The sequence below is a fragment of the Acinetobacter sp. YH16031 genome (genome assembly GCF_013417335.1).
GTDB lineage: Bacteria > Pseudomonadota > Gammaproteobacteria > Pseudomonadales > Moraxellaceae > Acinetobacter.
In genome coordinates this window covers 1-17,919 of record NZ_VPED01000021.1, presented here as the reverse complement: position 1 = coordinate 17,919, position 17,919 = coordinate 1, and the positions used below count along the sequence as shown (strand labels likewise).

Sequence of the window (17,919 nt, the reverse complement as noted above, 5' to 3'; positions counted from 1 at the left end):
TGAATATTGAAAAGAAACTTAACTTAATTTGAAAAAAAATGGGACTAAACTTGATCCGCTAAAATATACTGTTTTTTTAAATTTATATTTCAAGTAAATCTTTCAGCTCACGGCTGCAAATTGCCAAATCTCAGGAAACCTAATGGGAAGTTTCTTTTTTTTACAACTGTTGACGGTGGTCTTTGCTCTGTCAATTGCCACTACCATGTTCAACAAACGTGTTCTAAGTTTTCCTCAAGCCATTGGTGTGCCGATTGTTTCCGCTATTTTTGTTTTTATCCTGCAATGGTGTGCAAGTCTGCTACAGGGTAATCCATTTTTTAGCATCAATATTGATAATATTGAGAAAGCAGTTCGCCATGTCGATTTTTATGACTTCCTGATTAATGGGGTGATCTGTTTCATTCTGACTTCATCCGCATTGAAGTTTAAGGTTTCAGATTTACGCAATCACTGGCGGCCGATTGGTATTCTGGCCAGTCTGGCATTGGTTTTTTGTGCAGTTTTCTTTGGTATTGTGCTGTACGGTTATCAGTTCCTGATTGGTAACCATGTCGATATATTGGTTCTGCTATTGCTGGGTGCTGCGCTCGGAGCAACGGATCCCATTGGGATTAAAGGTGTACTCAGTTCGGTACGCGCACCCCATCATTTGATCGTGAAGCTGGAAGGTGAGTCGCTGTTTAATGATGCCATGTGTATTGCATTATTTATGACCTTACTGAATGTACTGCAAGGTGAAAACTTTACCGTACTCGCCGTCCTGCAAACATTGCTTTATGAAATTGTTGTTGCAGTCTTGATCGGGATCGGTTTTGGTCTGGCGATTCTACGTATTCTGCGCGGTAAGCATGAAATGGAATCACTGATATTAACTACTGCACTGTTGGCTTGTGGTTCATATCTGGTTGCTTTATTGGCGCATGCTTCTGCTCCAATTGCCTGTGTAATTGGTGGTTTGATTGTCGGTAATAAATGGAAAGAAATTCTGGCTGATGCAGATATCGGTGATGTAAACCATTTCTGGCATACGGTAGAGGGAATTATCAATTCCTTCCTGTTCACCTTGATCGGTCTGGAACTGTTCATTATTGATCTGAGTACCAGTCTGGTTCTAGGCGGAATTGTTGCTTTCATAATTCTGCATTTGGCACGATTCCTGGCCAATCATCTGTCTTTTGCATTATTCCCTAGAATGCGTAAGAAAAGTTATAACGGCAGTTTAACCATTCTGTCTTGGGGCGGTGTACGTGGCGGGATTTCCTTAGCCCTGATTCTGGCAGTGGCCAATATTCCGCAACTGGAAGAATATAGCAGTATTCTGATTGGATATACCTTTATTGTGGTACTTCTTTCCGGGGTGGTTTGTGGCCTAGGTTTGCCAGCAGTGATGAATGCCTTTTATTACAACCCGAATGAAGAAACCCAAGGTTTTAAGGGTTGGTATCAGCGGATGTGCCACAAGATGAACCGTCGCGGTTTTCAGTATATTGTAGGAGAGGATGCAAATGGAAATGAAACCATCACCATCTTCCAGCCAGAAATGCTGATTGATAAGAAAGATGCCGATGGTGTAGCAACCGTGCATCATCCTGATAAAGTACAGGAAGTGAAACGCTTAGAAAATCCGGAGAATTTCTAATTGTTAGAATTTTCTATCAAGATTGAAAGCCTATGACATCAAGTGCAAGCCAGGAAATGGCACAAATGATTCTGAGTATAGTGAGTCAGATTCCTTATGCGAAGGTAGCGACCTATGGACAGATCGCTAAGCTGGCTGGCTTGCCCAAACATGCGCGTCTGGTGGGTAGGGTTTTAAGTCAGCTTGATACAGAAACCGATTTGCCCTGGCATCGTGTCCTGAATGCTCAAGGTAAGATCAGTCTCAATAAACTGGATGAATATGGACATAATATTCAACAGCAAAAGTTAGGCGCAGAAGGAATTCTATGTGCTGGAAATCGGGTCAGCTTAAAGCAGTATCAATGGGATGGATTTGTCTGAAAGAGAAATCCCCACTTGATTGAAGTGGGGATTTTTTTATTATTTACGGATAACCATTACAGGAACATTGGCCTGTCCCAAGATGCTTTGCGCAACACTACCCAGGAACAGTTTCTTGAAGCCAGTACGGCCATGTGAGCCAATCACAATCAGATCAGTATTCAAGGATTCTGCTGCTTTGACAATTTCACTATAAATCACCTGACCTTCGAGTAGCTGGGTCTCTGCATCAATACCTGCCGCAGCAAATTTCGCTTTTGCTTCATCAAGTGTCTTCAGAATTGCAGTACGGGCACGTTCAACCAGGTCATTGGTTTGAGCTGCTGTAATGTATTCAGCAGCGATATAGGGATCAAGTGCCAGCACCTGAACCACTGTCACTTTACTGTTAAATGCTTTGGCAATTTCGACAGCTTTATCGACTGCAGCGTAGGAAGTTTCTGAACCGTCAACGGGTACTAAAATATGTTCAAATGGCATTAGAATTCTCCTTATCGGAAATAAGTTTTATAAAAATATGACGCGTTAAAATCGTATACGAATTGTTGTTTATACTTTGATCATAACGCGTATTTTATAAAAATAAAACCAAGTAAATTCCTCAGTATTATGTTTAACAAAGCAATAATTTTTAATGGTTGGTATATTTTCTAAGTTTTTGATTTATATTTATATTTTGAGATTAAAATAATATGATTTTAGAATATTAATGAACTAACTTAAAAAAGCCATCTGATTTTAATACTGCGTTATTACCTGTAATTTTAGATTCAAAAAATCCCTGTTATATAAAACTATAGGAACAGGTTTAAAATTGAGATTTTAATAATGAAAAATCTATCAAACTGCATAAAGATAGACTGCTATTTCTAATAGTAACCTTCTATCAGCATAATTTTAGTGTTCTAAAACTTCCCTTTCCAAGGGTGGGTTAATACCGTTATTTTCTTTTTTAAATTGAGCACGATCTGTAATGGATTTCTCACATTCATTATAGTGATCAATTGCAAAGTTTTTAATTAAGGCGGAACGTCCAGACTGATCTTGGGGTATTTCATATTTAAACGCTTTTTCAGTAAGTTTTATACCAATCAGAGCATGGAGATCATTCGCTGTACCGTAGTGCTGTTTCATTTGCTGAATCATCCATTTCTGTGGTGCACCTTTCAGCCTAAAGAGCATGACTTCTTGAGCCAGACTTTTCACATCATCACATCCTGAAAATCTGCTGCTTGGATGAATAACAGTTGCATTGGCTAAACTTATAACACTCAATAGGGGGCAGGCTTAGGTATATTTTGAATTTCATCATCTTCAGTTTTGCTTTAATCCAGAGATACTATTGGCCACATTTGGAAAAGCATTATAGCGATAGGAAAAAATAGTAGATTCACTTTTTATTTTGTTTCTTCAGCAAGTTATTCTTAAAATTAAATATTATTTGATACGACTTCGATTCAGATTTGGCTTTAAAAGTTGGTACCAATTTTTGTAGATTCTGTTATTGGATTTCGAATTAAATCATGATTTGTACAAAGTTTAAGAGTTTATGATTAATTTGCATAAAGACTGAACATTTGTGGTTTAAAATGCTTGACGATACAACCTGAAATTACGATAATGCGCACACAGTTTACGGCTATGTAGCTCAGTTGGTTAGAGCACCGCACTCATAATGCGGGGGTCACAGGTTCAAGTCCCGTCATAGCCACCATTTTTAAAGACCAAGCTCTCAGCTTGGTCTCTTTTTTTGTGCCTTAAAAATATCAATAAAAAATTAAGAGAAAGTTCTTCTAAATTTCTGTCTGTTTAAATTTTTGAATCTTCTTTTAATTTTGTAACCCTATTTATTTTTTCTAAAAATAAAAAAATGCCCAAGCATTTACTTGGGCATTATGGCTGATCTGGTTTAGATCGACTTAGATACCTGCTTTCCAACCATTAACGACCGGATAACGGCGTTCACGACCATAAGAACGCGAGCTGATACGTGGACCAATCGCACCCTGACGACGTTTGTATTCGTTAATATCCACCAAGCGAATCACTTTTTTCACGACTTCAGCTTCAAAGCCTTTGGCAATGATGTCATCCTGGCTCAGATCTTCTTCAATATAAGCATAAAGAATCGCATCAAGTACTTCATAAGCCGGTAATGAATCCTGATCGACCTGATCTGGACGAAGTTCTGCTGATGGTGGGCGAGTAATGACACGCTCAGGAATCACAGGAATTTCTGCGATGCTGTTACGATATTTCGCCAGTTCAAACACAATAGTTTTATAAACATCTTTTAATACAGCAAAGCCACCCACCATATCGCCATATAGTGTGCAGTAACCAACGGCAAGTTCGGATTTATTACCGGTTGCTAGAACCAGATTGCCGAACTTGTTAGAAAGCGCCATTAATAGCGTACCGCGTGCACGTGCTTGCAGGTTTTCTTCAGTGGCATCTACAGGGGCATTGCCAAAGAATGGATACAGGGTTTGCAAGAAGCCACTTACAATCGGGTTAATTTCGGCAATACCGAAAGTTACACCCATAGTTTTTGCCTGTTCAGTGGCATCTTCTACACTGATCTGAGCAGTATAGGTATAAGGCATCATCACTGCTTGGACTTTGTCAGGGCCAATCGCATCTGCTGCGATGGCGAGAGTCAAGGCAGAGTCAATACCGCCAGACAGACCCAGAATTACACCTGGAAAACCTGAACGCTGTACATAATCACGGGTTGCCATCACCAGACTTTGATAAATCTCGGCCATAGTTTCTAGCGCTGGAGTAATCGTGCCTTTGCTGAACTCTAATTTTTCTGCATCATATTCAGCGATATACAAGCCTTTTTCAAAACTAGGCGCTTGCAGAGCCACTTCGCCTGATTTATTGAGTACAAAGCTGGTACCGTCAAAGATTAGATCATCTTGGCCACCTACCTGGTTACAGTACACCAGATTGATATTCAACTGTTTGACTAGTGCAGCCATGGTATCGATACGGTGTTGCGGTTTGCCGACTTCATATGGTGAAGCATTCAGTACCAGTGCAGTATCAATATTCAGTTGAGCCAGCTGTTGAACTGTAGATAATGACCAGACATCTTCACAGATCAGAACACCAAACTTGTGTCCCAGATATTCAAAGACCAGATGCTGATGTCCTTCGCCAAAATAGCGTTTCTCATCAAATACACCATAGTTTGGCAATGTCTGTTTATTATAAACCCCTAAAACTTCGCCATCTTTCATAACGGCGGCTGAGTTATAGCGTTCACCATCTTCGGTTTGATTGACAAAACCAAAGACCATGACGATATCTTTTACTTCAGTCAGTTTCTCAAACGCCAGCTTTGTGCGTTTAGCCAGACTTGGACGAATTAATAAATCTTCAGCCGGATAACCTAAAGTTGAAAGTTCAGGGAAAATAATAAGATCAGCATTATCTTTTTTGGCCTGATTTGCCAAATCTATCATTGTCTGCGTATTTGCATCTAAATTGCCCACATGTGGAGAGAATTGAGCAATCGCAATTTTAAAACTTTTCATTCCAATTAAGTCCTATTCCTATAGGTGAACACACTAAATCACTGATTTTTAAAATTCTAATTATCCAGCTGAGTGCAGTTTGATACGAACAAAATGCCAAATGGCCAAAATTAAAAAAGTCATGACCGCATGATCATTAAATCTTGATTTTCGAGCTAAAAATATCATACTTGGCTTATTTTATCGAAATTTGAGGCAGATGCTAGAGCTGTTTCAGGAGAATTGAAACAGATACACAAAGTTATGATCAGAAATGACTTATTATGGTGCTTTTTTATTCTGCTAAATGCACAAAAATACTCAAGTGGATTTAAATAAGTTTATTTTCCTAAAATAGAAATCAACAGAATACTTGAGTGAAAAATATTCAATATCATCTGCTTAACTGATTTTTTAGAATAATATTGGGGATTTTTTTTAAAAAAATATCGCGTGCAATATCTCCCTGTTGTTCAATGTTATAGTCTAAAAAGGATTTGTTGGGATTAAATTGATATTTGTAAGGATTATATTTTCCCATACTTAAAAAATAAGCGGCCTGTAAAAAAGCACCTTTAAACAACACATTAATATTCTGCTGATATTGATAAATATGTGACATTTCACTTATAAGTTATAAAAAATGGACATAGAGATATTAAGGGGTTATGGAAATTATTTTCTAAATATAGTCCATTGTTTTCCTTCAAAAAATGGACAACTAATTTTTAGTCGTGTTGCATTTTGTTACAAATCAAGGTTCACAAATATAGGGCTCACAAATATAGAGAGTCATAAAGGGAATATCTTTCAGACAGTATTAAGAACGTCACTGTATGACGCTTTGTGTTTTTCCTAGCTAGTAACGCTATATATAAATGAGAAGAGTATTCTAAATCTCACTAAGATAGTGCAATCAATATTTCGTAGATGATCTACTGCATAAAAATAATTCTTGACATTAAGTTAAAAGCACTCCAATATTTAAGTTATGTGGAATGCATAGCTGTTCTACTGTGTAATTTTAGTGATGACAGGTGGCCGCCTGTCATCGTATTCAAAACTATTAACGCGACTAAACATTAGGAGTTAAGAACACATGAAAGTATATCAGATCAACTATGACCTGCGTAAACAACGTAACTATGACGAGCTTTATAAAAAAATTATGTCTCTAGGTAATTGGTGCCATCCTTTGGAGTCATGTTGGTTAATTGCCTCTGAAAAAACAGCATCACAAATTGCAGAAGATTTATTCAAAGTCATGGATGGTGATGACGGATTATTAGTGACTCGCTTACAAAATGAGGCTGCTTGGTACAACCTTGATTCAAAAGGAACTAAAGACGTCAGTAATTGGCTTCAAGAAAACTTAAGCAAAGCATCATAAATGGATTGAGCCAAGGACGGCTTAATCTCTTTTAGAGTAAATATTTATGTCAAATGTAAAAAAAGCCGTAAAACTGAGCGATCTTGCCGAGATTCGCACAGGTTTTACATTTCGTGAAAAGGTTGAAGAAGTCGAGTCAGGCAATGCCCACGTATTGCAGATCAAAGATATTCGTAACATTGCAACGGATACATGTGGCTATACGCTTTTTGCTGATGCTTTACCGCAAATTGATTGGCAAGGTAAAGATAATGCCATCGTATCGCCTGACTCTATCTTGTTGCCCTGTCGTGGAGAGTATCTCAAAGCACATTATTTTGTAGGTCATCAAGATCAATCAAAAGCACGACCACTCATTGTGAGTAGTCAATTTTTGATTCTGATGCCAAATCAAAATGTACTGCCTGAGTACTTATGCTGGTACTTGAATCAACCTCATGTGCAATATGAGTTACGCAAAGAAAGTCAGGGTTCGAAGATGCCGATGCTCAGCGTATCCACAGTCAGCCAGTTTGAAGTTGAAGTCCCTCGCTTGGACATTCAGCAACGCATAATCGAATTAAACCGTATTTGGGAGCAAGAGCAGATCTTGACCCAACAATTACTTAAAAATCGTGAACAAATGATGATGGGCATGTTTAAACAACTGCTCCAAGGAAACAAATAATGGGTACTCAAATTAATCAAGATACAGTCAATAAAGCCCTTTGGTCGGCATGTGATGTATTCCGTGGCACAGTGAGTGCCGATACCTACAAAGACTATATTTTGACGATGTTATTCTTAAAGTACATCTCTGATGTATGGCAAGACCATTATGATAATTATAAAACTGAGTATGGTAATGAGCCTGAACTGATTGAAGAAATGATGAAAAACGAGCGTTTTGTACTGCCTCGTGAATCAAATTTCTATACTTTGCATGAGCGTCGCTTTGAACCCGGCAATGGTGAGCGTATTGATATGGCTTTACATGCACTTGAAGAAGCCAATGGTACAAAGCTCAAAGATGTAGGCAAAAGCGTTTTCCAAGATATCTCGTTTAATACCGATAAATTGGGTGAAGAAAAGCAAAAAAACACCATTCTAAAAGACCTTTTAGAAGTATTTGCTGTGCGTGATTTGGATCTTAAACCAAGCCGTGTAGGGTCACTTGATGTGATTGGTAACGGTTATGAGTTTTTGATTAAAAACTTTGCTGCAAGTGGTGGTCAAAAAGCAGGTGAATTCTATACACCACCTGAAGTATCTGACTTAATTGCTGAGTTACTTGATCCACAAAAAGGCGACAGCATTTGTGACCCTGCATGTGGTTCTGGTTCATTGTTGATGAAGTGTGGTCGTAAAGTTGTATCAAATCATAACAGCAAAGAATACGCACTCTACGGGCAAGAAGCGATTGGTTCAACGTGGTCTTTAGCCAAAATGAACATGTTCTTGCATGGCGAAGACAACCACAAAATTGAGTGGGGCGATACCATTCGTAATCCAAAATTATTGGATAAGAATGGTGACTTGATGCTGTTTGATATTGTGACTGCAAACCCGCCATTCTCATTAGATAAATGGGGTTATGAGCAAGCTGAAAATGATAAGTTTGATCGTTTCCGTCGTGGTTTACCGCCAAAGACCAAAGGTGATTATGCCTTTATCTCACACATGATTGAGACGCTTAAACCTGTTACTGGTCGTATGGGTGTTGTGGTTCCACATGGTGTGTTATTCCGTGGCTCATCTGAAGGTAAGATTCGTGAAAAATTGATTAACGAAAACTTATTAGATGCGGTGATTGGTTTACCTGAAAAGTTGTTCTACGGTACGGGTATTCCTGCTGCGATTTTAATTTTCAAAAAGCAAAAGTCTGATGATTCGGTTTTGTTTATTGATGCAAGCCGTGAGTTTAAGTCAGGTAAAAATCAAAACAATTTAACTGAAGAGAATATTGCCAAGATTATTGAAACCTATCGTGCTCGTGAAAGTGTAGATAAGTATGCGTATTTGGCGACTTTGCAGGAAGTGAAAGACAACGATTACAACCTGAATATTCCTCGTTATGTGGATACTTTTGAAGAGGAAGCTGAAATTGATTTGGTTGCTGTACGTGCTGAGCGTGAGCAGTTAAAGACTCAACTTGCTGAGCTTGAAGTTCAGATGGCGAAGTATTTAGAGGAGTTGGGTTATGGTGCCTAATGGATGGAATAAGCAAACTGTTGGGGACCTATGTGATTTTATAAATGGCAATGGTTTCAAATCTTCAGAATGGTCGGATAAAGGGCTTCCTATTATTCGTATCCAAAACCTGAATGGTTCTAATAATTTTAATTATTATGAAGGTGCAGTTCTTGAAAAATGGATTGTAAATCAGGGGGATATTTTATTTGCTTGGGCCGGTTCCAAAGGTGTTTCTTTCGGAGCTAAATATTGGGATGGCCCAAAAGGTCTATTAAATCAACATATTTTCAGAGTAGAACCTAAAGCACATGTAGATAAAAAATGGCTTTTCTGGGTACTTTTAAAAGTGACTCAACGTGTTGAGAATATGGCACACGGATTTAAGGCAACGTTACTACATGTACAAAAAGCAGATATTACTGAGCAGGTAATTCTTGTTCCCTCTCTAGCAGAGCAACAAAGAATCGCCCAGATTCTTTCAACTTGGGATCAAGCGATTTCGGCTACTGAAAAAATGCTTGAAAATAGCCAACAGCAGAAAAAAGCATTGATGCAGCAACTGCTAACAGGTAAGAAGCGTTTGTTTGATGAGAATGGGGTGAAGTTTAGTGGGGAATGGCAAACATTAAGCTTGGATTCACTATTCTTCTTCAAAAAAGGTAAAGGATTATCCAAAGATAGTATTTCTGAAACTGGGCAGAACAAATGTATTTTATATGGTGAGTTATATACTAAATATTCAGAGGTAATTGATGAGATAGTAAGCAAAACTGATAGTTCTGAAGCTACGTTATCAATGAAAGGGGATATTTTAATACCTAGTTCAACAACTACGAGTGGCATAGATCTAGCAAATGCAACAGCATTACTTGAAGATAGTATTCTTTTGGGGGGAGATATAAATATTCTTAGACCTAAAGGGGAAATTTCTTCAGAATTTATGGCATATCTTTTAACTCATATTAAAAAATATGAGATTGCTTCTCGTGCTCAAGGGATAACTATCATTCATCTTTATGGATCTGATCTGAAAGATATTGAAGTTCAAATACCAGTAAGTGTTCAAGAGCAAAAGAAAATTGCTAAGTTCCTTTCTATCGTAGAGAAGGAGATGAATGTTTTACAAGGAAAAATCGTTTGTCTTAAGAAAGAGAAAAAAGCACTCATGCAACAACTTTTGACAGGTAAAAAACGTGTCAAGGTGGCTGCCTAATGATGCAAATAACACCTAGCTACTACCGCATTATGGCGGGTGCGAAGTCTGTGTTTGCTCAAGAGTTTTTAAAAGGCGGCTTTATTGCCGCCAACTGGAACATTGACCAAGACTTAACCCATGACTTACCTGATGATTGGCGTGAGTTTAATCATCGTTTTATCCCTGTTTATCTTGAAGCCTTACCTGACAAAACTAAGATTTCGGCAGGTTTAGCATGTGGCATGTTACATACCATCTGCAAAGGCATTAAACAGGGTGACATTATCCTTACACCTCGTGGGGATGGTCATTACCTCGTGGGTAAAATTATTTCAGACTACTACTACGTGCCTTCTGGTGAGTTAAGCCATCGTAGAAAAGTCGAATGGTTTGAACAAACTCTCCCTAGAGAACTGATGTCTCAAGAGTTGAAAAATTCATCGGGATCAGTAGGTACAGTTTGTAATCTGACCAAGTATGCAGAAGAGCTTAAATCGCTTATTGATGGCAAAGAATCAGTTGAGCATCTCGAACCTGATGAAGTGCTCGAAGACCCAACAGCTTTTGCTCTAGAAAAGCATTTGGAGCATTTCTTGGTGGAGAATTGGTCTAAAACTGAGCTAGGTACAACATACGACATCTATACCGAAGAAGGTCAATTGGTTGGTCAGCAGTATCCATCGGATACAGGACCTATCGATATCTTGGCAATCAGCAAGGATAAGAAAACGTTGCTTGTTGTTGAGCTAAAACGTGGTCGTGCAAGTGATCGTGTTGTGGGGCAAATTCAACGCTATATGGGTTATGTCAAAGATGAATTGGCTGAGGCAGATCAGCAAGTGAAAGGTGTCATCATTGCACTAGAAGATGACTTAAGAATTCGTCGTGCTTTGAGTGTGGCTCAGAATATTGAGTTTTATCGTTATCAGTTGAGTTTTAAGCTGAATAAAAGCTAATGCTACAGTGAAAATTGACGCTGATTAATCTTATTTGGCGTCACTAAATATTAAATGGATCGTTAGAAACAAGGATGTTTTTAATACTTTATGAACAATTAAATTTTGAGGGCTTTAATGTCAATTTCCCAAATGTTTCAAGACTTTTTAAGCAATATTAAAGTTGCGAATGAAGAGCAAATCACGTCACGTTATCAAGAGATAACAGGTGCATTAAACAAAAAATTTCGAAATACAGAATCGAAAACATCGAATCAATTGCAAGTTGGTTCCTATGGCAGATGGACTGCGATTAAAGGTATTTCTGATTTAGATATGCTGTATATCATGCCATCTTCAAAATGGGATGATTATAAAAATGGCGGACAATCAAAGTTATTAAAAGATACGAAAGATGCCATTCTTGAACGATATCCTAGGACTACTGTGTTTGTAGATCGATTAGTCGTATGTGTCCAATATACGAATTTCCATATAGAAGTACAGCCTGTATTTAAGCAAGAGGATGGCTCATATAAGTATCCAGATACTAAGAATGGTGGTAGTTGGAAAATTACTAAGCCTCAAGCTGAAATTGATGAAATGAAAAGCATGAATGATGCAAAAAATCGAAATTTGCGTCGTTTATGTAAGATGGCTAGAGCTTGGAAAAATAAGCATGGTGTTTCAATGGGGGGCTTATTGATTGATACGCTAGCTTATAACTTCATGAAATCAACAACTGAGTATGATGACAAGAGTTATAGTTCATATGATTGTTTAAGTAGAGACTTTTTTAAGTATTTATCCGAACAACCCGATCAAGATCACTATCAAGCTTTAGGTAGTAATCAGGATGTTAAAGTTAAAAGTAAATTCCAAAGAAAAGCTAAAAAAGCATATGAGAATTCGCTTAAAGCTATTGAAAATGCAGGAAAGAGTTCAGCTAACGATTATTGGCGAAAAGTATATGGAAATTCTTTCCCTAAAGCAGCAACTACTATCGTTAAATCAATGACATTAAGTGAGTTACGCTATAGACATACTGAAGAGTTTATTGAGGATAAATACCCAATAGATATACGTTATCCGTTAAAAATAGAGTGTGAAATTACTAAACATGGTGCATTCATAGATTTCTTAAGACATTTTAAAAGAAATCGTAAAAAATTAAATAGCGGAAGAAGTCTTAGATTCTACATTGATAAAAATGGGACGCCCTCTAGTTTACCAGAGCAAAAATATTCTGTTTTATGGAAAGTTTTGAATCGTGGAGAAGCTGCAAAAATTCGGGATTGTATTAGAGGACAAATTGTTGTGGATCTAGGGCAGAATCAAAAAACTGAAACTGCTGATTTTAATGGTGAACATATAGTGGAATGTTACATCGTTCAAAACGGTGTAGTTGTAGCTCGTGATCGCATTTATGTGCCGATTGAGGAGTGAAGATGAAGAAAGATGATTTACTTAAATGTATTGCTGATACGGGATACAACGTTGGATTTGGAGCAAAGAAGCATTTTGCTACTTATGATCTTGTAGAAAAATCACCAGGGTGGATTAGTTTTCTTTCAATTGCTTTTGGTATTTGTTGCTTGGCTTTTCAGGGGCTTTCCACAAATTTTCTTTCTGCATTATTCACAATACTCGGTGTAACTGGTCTTTATATCAGTATGTATGATGCAAAAAAAAGTGACTATGAGAAGGCAGGGGTTGAGCTGACCAAAATCTATAATCAGCTTAAAAATTTATATTATTCAGTGCAAAGTAAAAGTAATTCTGATGATTTATCGCTTTTAATTGAGGAGCATCGCCAATTAGAGCACCAATATTATGCAGTTGGTTTAAGTAAGCAGATATTGTTTAGCGATTGGTACGCACATTATAAATTCTTTTGGCAACATCAAATTGAATGGGTTGATGAGCAGAAAAAATTTAATTTTTTTCGAGATAAAGTACCTCTGAGTTTTTATGTATTTTTGGTTGCAGTAATCGTTTTGGCTATTTGTTTTATTTATAAAGCAAATCTTAGTGCATGTTTCGCAGTTTTATTTTAAAAATTTTGGTTAGGTATGAACGGTCTATCAATTAAGTTTCAAGAAGAATACAGTGCTAAGATCCCCGCATTAACATTGTTAATGAATTTGGGGTGGTCGTTTTTACCGCCATCACAGGCACTTGTTGCCCGTGATGGTAAACAAGACCAAGTGGTATTACGTCAAATTTTACGTAAAGAGCTCTCTAAACGTACTTTTCCATTTGCGGGTCAAGAATATCCACTTTCAGCAAAGTCGGTAGACAACTTAATTGCTGAAATCTGTAGCCCAGCTTTGAATGAGGGGCTACTGACTGCCAACGAAAAAATGTATAACCATTTGTTCTACGGTATGCCTGTAACTGAATTTGTAAATGGAAAAAAAGTTAGCCCAACGATTGCATTGATTGATTGGCATAACATCCATAATAATGACTTTTCATATACAGAAGAATTTGCTGTAACACGTTCAGGTGGAGTAGATACACGTAGACCCGATATCATTTGCTTTGTAAATGGTATTCCTTTAGTTGTGATTGAAGCAAAACGCCCTGATAGTCAGGCAAAGAAAGGTCCAACAATTAATGAAGGTATTTCTCAGACACTTCGTAATCAGCGACCTGATGAAATTCCACATCTGTTTGCATATAGCCAACTGATACTCTCTATAAATGGGCATGAAGGTCGTTACGGCACATGTAATACCCCTGCAAAATTTTGGGCTGCATGGCGAGAAGAAGATATTTCTGATGCAGAAATGTATGCGCTTAAAAATAAGAAATTAAGTGCTGTACAAAAAAACAGTTTGTTCGCATATCGTCATGCAGATGATCTCAAGTGGTATGAAAATCTAATTGCAGGTGGAGACTTAGCTGTTACAGGTCAAGATCAACTGCTGATCAGCCTATTAAAGCCTGAGCGACTACTCGAAATGGTTCGCCTATATACGCTTTTCGATAAGAAAGCAGGAAAAATTGTTGCTCGTTATCAGCAAATCTTTGGTATCAAACGACTCATTGAGCGTATTAGTACTAAGAACACCAAAGGTGGCCGTGAAGGTGGTGTCATTTGGCATACAACAGGTTCAGGTAAATCTTTTACCATGGTCTTTCTCAGTAAAGCATTGATCTTGCATGAAGCTTTAAAACAATGTCGTATATTGGTTGTCACTGACCGTGTCGATTTAGAAGATCAACTCAGTAAAACCTTTGTATCAGGTGGTGAACTGGCAGGAAAAAGAGACAAGCTAAATGCTATGGCGACTTCTGGCAAACGCTTGGCTGAACAAATTGGTAAGGGTACAGAGCGAATCATGTTCTCTTTGATTCAGAAATTTAACTCTGCAACCAAACTTCCTGAATGTGTCAATACAAGTTCAGACTTCATTGTCTTGATTGATGAAGGGCATCGAAGCCAAGGTGGTGAAAACCATGTGCGTATGAAACTCGCACTTCCAAATGCGGCATTCGTGGCATTTACAGGTACACCATTGCTTAAAGATGAAAAGACCGTTAACAAGTTTGGTCCTATTGTTCATGCGTATACGATGCAAAGAGCGGTAGAAGATAAAACCGTAACGCCTTTGCTCTATGAAGAACGAATTCCTGATTTAGATGTCAATGAACGAGCGATTGATACGTGGTTTGAACGGATAACAGAAGGTTTAAATGATCAGCAAAAAGCAGACTTAAAACGTAAATTTGCGAGAAAAGGTGAGATTTATACTGCGGATGATCGTATTCGCCTAATTGCGTTAGATATTGCCAATCACTTTGTGAAAAATATTGATGATGGTTTAAAAGGACAGCTTGCTTGCGATAGCAAGGCTTCAGCGATTAAATATAAAAAGTACTTGGATGAAGCGGGCTTGTTTGAGTCTGCTGTGGTGATGAGTCCACCTGATAGTCGTGAAGGAAATACTGATGTTGATGAATCCACTACCCCTGAAGTGACTCAATGGTGGAAGGAAAATGTCGGTACTCAGGATGAGCAAGCTTATACCAAACAAGTGATTGAGCGTTTTGAAAAAGATGATTCTCTGAAATTACTGATCGTGGTGGATAAGCTCTTAACAGGTTTTGATGAACCTAAAAATGCTGTTCTTTATATTGATAAAAATTTAAAACAGCACAATCTGATCCAAGCAATTGCGCGTGTAAACCGACTTCATCCAATGAAAAAGTTTGGTTTATTGATCGACTATCGAGGTATTTTAAAAGAATTGGACGCTACGATTCTTGATTATCAAGATCTCGCTGCTCGTACCCAAGGTGGCTATGATATCAATGATCTTACAGGCTTGTATACGCAAATGAGCTCTGAATACAAACGTTTACCTCGTTTGTATAAAGCGCTATGGGCGATTTTTGATGGTGTAAAAAATAAAAATGATCCAGAGCAGTTGCGCCAAGTTTTAGTCCCACGCATTGAAGAACGTGAGGGTGAGTTAGTCGATATTCACTTAAAAGTTCGTGATGATTTTTATGAAGCACTTACAGAATTTGCCAGTTGTTTAAAAGTTGCATTGCAGTCAGCAACCTTTTTTGAAGATAAAAGCTTTTCTGATGCAGATCGTCAGCACTACAAAGAAACAGTCAAACTATTTACAAGCTTGCGTCAGATTGTGAAACGAGATGCTGGAGAGACTATTGACTATGATCAGTATGTTGAGCAAGTCAAAAAACTTCTTGATAAGCATGTTGTGGGTATTGAGGTAAAAGACCCTGATGGAGTCTATGAAGTCGGCAAGATGGGCAAAGTGGCGCAACCTGAAGATTGGAGTGAAGAGAAAACACGTAATGAAACGGATATCATCAAAACTCGTGTAACGAAGATGATTGAACAGCAATTGCGTGATGATCCCTATGCTCAGGAGGCTTTCTCTAAGCTGTTACGTCAAGTCATTGAAGAAGCAGAGAAAGAGTTTGATCACCCATTGAAGCAACACATGCTGTTTAGGGAGTTTGAAGAGCAAGTAGAAGCTCGTCGTTTAGATGAAATTCCTGATGTATTCAGTGGTAATAAGCATGCTCAAGCTTATTACGGGGTCTTTAAGAAGCTATTACCTGAAGCATTCTCGATAATAGATCAACAGAATCAAGATAAGTGGATTGAGCTTGCTTTCGAGGTTGATCGTTCTGTCATGAGCTCTGTAGCTGAAAACTCAATTAATCCACAAAATATTGAAGCGGATATCCGTAAAAAACTATTACCTCAGATGTTCCGTGAATGTAAATCCATTGGGAGTGGTATGGATCAAGCCAAAAAAATTGTGGAAATGATCGTACAAATTACTAGGGTCGGTTTGAATGGGCTCTAGGATGAATACGCTGCCAGAGAAAAAGTTAAGCATTGTATATGGTGATGAAGTTATCGATTTTGAGGTGCTTGAAAGTTCTAGTCGTTCTCAAAAAATACTGATTAAAGTCTATGTTGATTGTCGGGTAGTTGTATCAACACCGTTAAATACAGATGATAAAACAATCATTGAAGCGGTAAAGCAACGCAGTCGTTGGATCTATAAGCAATTACGAGAGTTCCGTGAACAAAGCAAATTTATCACGCCTCGCCAATATAAAAGTGGTGAAAGCCACTTTTATTTGGGTAAACAGTATCAATTAAAAGTGATTCATGATGATACCAAGCCAAAAGGTGTAAAACTTCTGAGGGGACGATTGGAGGTAAACACCTTAGATACGGATATTGAAAGTATTAAATCTCATTTAAATGAATGGTACAGATCTCGAGCAAAAGTCATATTTGAAGTACGATTGAGGCAGATTCTTGAAAAAGCCTTATGGGTTGAAGCTAAGCCTGATATTCGACTCATGACAATGCGCACACAGTGGGGGAACTGTTCACCATCAGGTCTTCTTACACTGAACCCGCATCTAGTTAAAGCGCCCGCAATTTGCATTGATTATGTGATTCTTCATGAGTTATGTCATTTAGTTGAGCATAACCATAGTGATCGTTTCTACCAACTTTTGACTCAAATAATGCCTGATTGGGAGGTGGTGAAAGAAAGATTAGATAACATGGCAGCTAGGCTATTTAGTTAATTTATATAATGAAACGATCAAATAGTTAGGAAATACGCATCTACTAATGAGACATAGACAGTAATTTGCTAGTTTTAGTTTTGTCATATGGGGGGGTATTTACAGGCTCGTTTGTTAAATCCTTCGCCCTGTTACTAAACTTCTTCATTGATACTAAAACGGCTCATGAGGCTTTTAATAACATTTTGTTGTATTGTTAAGTTGTTCAAGCTATGGATATGTTCTTGCTCAATAATATCTAGTTGGCTCGCTATTTTGGGATACTCGTCTTTTAGCCCATTTATAAAATCTACCTCAAAGTTTTTTTTCACGATACTTTCTTGTACAGAATCCATTTTTTCACTTAAAGCTTTCGCTATATTTTCTTGTTTTTTTGCACTTCGATAATCATTCAGTCTTTCTGCTTCTGAATAAAGGAATGTATTCTTTTTTCGAGGGTTTATAAATTTTTTTAAATATCCACAATCAACCAGCACATTAGATCTCTTTCATAAATCAAAAACCGATCTTCTTTTTGGTTAATATTTGCACTCCGGACTTCTTAGCATTCGTGCATAATCTGCGGATGAAATACATCGATTCAAACAAGCTTTCTGATCCTCA

Annotated in this window: 15 protein-coding genes, 1 tRNA gene and 1 pseudogene; 12 read left to right on the top strand and 5 right to left on the bottom strand. The window is 37.8% G+C overall.

Features of this window, described 5'->3' with window-relative positions:
• Positions 1-142 precede the first annotated feature (142 nt).
• Both FTV31_RS10290 and FTV31_RS10285 read left to right on the top strand, forming a co-directional pair.
• A complete protein-coding gene (locus tag FTV31_RS10290; RefSeq protein WP_180014678.1) occupies positions 143-1,642 on the top strand; it encodes a sodium:proton antiporter in 1,500 nt (499 codons plus the stop codon).
• Positions 1,643-1,707: 65 nt separating this feature from the next.
• A complete protein-coding gene (locus tag FTV31_RS10285; protein ID WP_180014717.1) occupies positions 1,708-2,004 on the top strand; it encodes an MGMT family protein in 297 nt (98 codons plus the stop codon).
• Positions 2,005-2,043: 39 nt separating this feature from the next.
• On the opposite strand, the gene FTV31_RS10280 is transcribed toward FTV31_RS10285, so the two are convergent.
• Together FTV31_RS10280 and FTV31_RS10275 are read right to left on the bottom strand one after the other, a co-directional pair.
• Positions 2,044-2,484 carry a universal stress protein gene (locus FTV31_RS10280; protein WP_180014676.1) on the bottom strand — a complete coding sequence of 147 codons (441 nt, stop codon included), beginning with the start codon at positions 2,482-2,484 and terminating at the stop codon, positions 2,044-2,046.
• A 417-nt stretch (positions 2,485-2,901) separates the two neighbouring features.
• Complete coding sequence (locus FTV31_RS10275; RefSeq protein ID WP_180014674.1) at positions 2,902-3,210, bottom strand: hypothetical protein; 309 nt, start codon at positions 3,208-3,210, stop codon at positions 2,902-2,904.
• A gap of 431 nt (positions 3,211-3,641) precedes the next feature.
• Between FTV31_RS10275 and FTV31_RS10270 the strand changes: the two genes are divergently transcribed.
• Positions 3,642-3,718, top strand: a tRNA-Met gene (locus FTV31_RS10270).
• A gap of 205 nt (positions 3,719-3,923) precedes the next feature.
• Here FTV31_RS10270 and FTV31_RS10265 read toward each other — a convergent pair.
• Positions 3,924-5,549, bottom strand: a complete 1,626-nt coding sequence (locus tag FTV31_RS10265; RefSeq protein WP_180014673.1) for an NAD+ synthase — start codon at positions 5,547-5,549, stop codon at positions 3,924-3,926.
• A 373-nt stretch (positions 5,550-5,922) separates the two neighbouring features.
• Positions 5,923-6,159 (bottom strand): annotated as a pseudogene (locus tag FTV31_RS10260) (hypothetical protein); the annotation flags it as partial.
• Positions 6,160-6,627: 468 nt separating this feature from the next.
• Here FTV31_RS10260 and FTV31_RS10255 point away from each other — a divergent pair.
• From FTV31_RS10255 to FTV31_RS10215, 9 genes are all read left to right on the top strand, one after another.
• Positions 6,628-6,918 (top strand): hypothetical protein, encoded by a 291-nt coding sequence (locus FTV31_RS10255; RefSeq protein WP_180014671.1) that lies wholly within the window; start codon positions 6,628-6,630, stop codon positions 6,916-6,918.
• Positions 6,919-6,964: 46 nt separating this feature from the next.
• Positions 6,965-7,585 (top strand): restriction endonuclease subunit S, encoded by a 621-nt coding sequence (locus tag FTV31_RS10250; RefSeq protein ID WP_180014669.1) that lies wholly within the window; start codon positions 6,965-6,967, stop codon positions 7,583-7,585.
• A complete protein-coding gene (locus FTV31_RS10245; protein ID WP_180014667.1) occupies positions 7,585-9,108 on the top strand; it encodes a type I restriction-modification system subunit M in 1,524 nt (507 codons plus the stop codon). The genes FTV31_RS10250 and FTV31_RS10245 overlap by 1 nt, the downstream gene beginning before the upstream one ends.
• Positions 9,098-10,303 (top strand): restriction endonuclease subunit S, encoded by a 1,206-nt coding sequence (locus FTV31_RS10240; RefSeq protein WP_180014665.1) that lies wholly within the window; start codon positions 9,098-9,100, stop codon positions 10,301-10,303. The genes FTV31_RS10245 and FTV31_RS10240 overlap by 11 nt, the downstream gene beginning before the upstream one ends.
• The gene (locus tag FTV31_RS10235; RefSeq protein ID WP_180014663.1) at positions 10,303-11,241 is read left to right on the top strand and encodes an endonuclease NucS domain-containing protein; all 939 of its coding nucleotides are present in this window, start codon (positions 10,303-10,305) and stop codon (positions 11,239-11,241) included. Before FTV31_RS10240 ends, FTV31_RS10235 begins: the two co-directional genes overlap by 1 nt.
• Positions 11,242-11,358: 117 nt before the next feature.
• Positions 11,359-12,666, top strand: coding sequence for a nucleotidyltransferase (locus FTV31_RS10230; RefSeq protein ID WP_180014661.1), 1,308 nt, complete (start codon positions 11,359-11,361; stop codon positions 12,664-12,666).
• A gap of 2 nt (positions 12,667-12,668) precedes the next feature.
• Positions 12,669-13,277: an SLATT domain-containing protein gene (locus tag FTV31_RS10225; RefSeq protein ID WP_180014659.1), complete on the top strand. Its 609-nt coding sequence runs from the start codon at positions 12,669-12,671 to the stop codon at positions 13,275-13,277.
• 15 nt (positions 13,278-13,292) lie between these two features.
• Positions 13,293-16,574 (top strand): type I restriction endonuclease subunit R, encoded by a 3,282-nt coding sequence (locus tag FTV31_RS10220; protein WP_180014657.1) that lies wholly within the window; start codon positions 13,293-13,295, stop codon positions 16,572-16,574.
• 1 nt (position 16,575) lies between these two features.
• Positions 16,576-17,316 (top strand): M48 family metallopeptidase, encoded by a 741-nt coding sequence (locus FTV31_RS10215; protein ID WP_180014655.1) that lies wholly within the window; start codon positions 16,576-16,578, stop codon positions 17,314-17,316.
• A 134-nt stretch (positions 17,317-17,450) separates the two neighbouring features.
• Here FTV31_RS10215 and FTV31_RS10210 read toward each other — a convergent pair whose 3' ends face one another.
• Positions 17,451-17,792, bottom strand: a complete 342-nt coding sequence (locus tag FTV31_RS10210) for a hypothetical protein (RefSeq protein WP_180014653.1) — start codon at positions 17,790-17,792, stop codon at positions 17,451-17,453.
• Between the last annotated feature and the right edge of the window lie 127 nt (positions 17,793-17,919).

What these genes read in the sequence shown, in the direction of transcription:
- FTV31_RS10290 (WP_180014678.1), top strand. Translation starts at nt 143, where the DNA reads ATGGGAAGTTTCTTTTTTTTACAACTGTTGACGGTGGTCTTTGCTCTG.
- FTV31_RS10285 (WP_180014717.1), top strand. Translation starts at nt 1,708, where the DNA reads ATGATTCTGAGTATAGTGAGTCAGATTCCTTATGCGAAGGTAGCGACC.
- FTV31_RS10280 (WP_180014676.1), bottom strand. Translation starts at nt 2,484, where the DNA reads ATGCCATTTGAACATATTTTAGTACCCGTTGACGGTTCAGAAACTTCC.
- FTV31_RS10265 (WP_180014673.1), bottom strand. Translation starts at nt 5,549, where the DNA reads ATGAAAAGTTTTAAAATTGCGATTGCTCAATTCTCTCCACATGTGGGC.
- FTV31_RS10255 (WP_180014671.1), top strand. Translation starts at nt 6,628, where the DNA reads ATGAAAGTATATCAGATCAACTATGACCTGCGTAAACAACGTAACTAT.
- FTV31_RS10250 (WP_180014669.1), top strand. Translation starts at nt 6,965, where the DNA reads ATGTCAAATGTAAAAAAAGCCGTAAAACTGAGCGATCTTGCCGAGATT.
- FTV31_RS10245 (WP_180014667.1), top strand. Translation starts at nt 7,585, where the DNA reads ATGGGTACTCAAATTAATCAAGATACAGTCAATAAAGCCCTTTGGTCG.
- FTV31_RS10240 (WP_180014665.1), top strand. Translation starts at nt 9,098, where the DNA reads ATGGTGCCTAATGGATGGAATAAGCAAACTGTTGGGGACCTATGTGAT.
- FTV31_RS10235 (WP_180014663.1), top strand. Translation starts at nt 10,303, where the DNA reads ATGATGCAAATAACACCTAGCTACTACCGCATTATGGCGGGTGCGAAG.
- FTV31_RS10230 (WP_180014661.1), top strand. Translation starts at nt 11,359, where the DNA reads ATGTCAATTTCCCAAATGTTTCAAGACTTTTTAAGCAATATTAAAGTT.
- FTV31_RS10225 (WP_180014659.1), top strand. Translation starts at nt 12,669, where the DNA reads ATGAAGAAAGATGATTTACTTAAATGTATTGCTGATACGGGATACAAC.
- FTV31_RS10220 (WP_180014657.1), top strand. Translation starts at nt 13,293, where the DNA reads ATGAACGGTCTATCAATTAAGTTTCAAGAAGAATACAGTGCTAAGATC.
- FTV31_RS10215 (WP_180014655.1), top strand. Translation starts at nt 16,576, where the DNA reads ATGAATACGCTGCCAGAGAAAAAGTTAAGCATTGTATATGGTGATGAA.